The organism is Serratia nevei, assembly GCF_024160145.1.
In the GTDB taxonomy this organism is placed as follows: domain Bacteria; phylum Pseudomonadota; class Gammaproteobacteria; order Enterobacterales; family Enterobacteriaceae; genus Serratia; species Serratia nevei_A.
The window spans coordinates 1-253 of the sequence record NZ_JAMYWQ010000195.1 but is presented as its reverse complement, the minus strand read 5'-3'; the positions used below and the strand labels follow the sequence as shown (position 1 = coordinate 253).

Genomic DNA, 253 nt, shown 5'->3' with positions numbered 1-253 from the left:
CCTCATGCCCTTCGGGGAGATTTTCCGGGTTGCGCAGCAACAGCCAGCGGCTGCGTTTGATGACCTGACGCGATTTTGGGTTATCGCGAAGCTGATTGGCCTGGTCGACGCGCACCCGGTCGATAACTGTCAATACCGATCGAATTGTGACCCACCCTGCCAAAGTAAAACGGACCCACCCCTGATCGTGGTTACTCAGAAACTTCGGCTTGCGCCTGTTTCTTAAGTTGGCCACTTTTTAATTTGTCCTTCA

1 pseudogene is annotated in these 253 nt (G+C 53.4%); it reads right to left on the bottom strand.

Features of this window, described 5'->3' with window-relative positions:
* Positions 1–127: pseudogene (locus tag M6G53_RS25365) on the bottom strand (transposase); the annotation flags it as partial.
* Between the last annotated feature and the right edge of the window lie 126 nt (positions 128–253).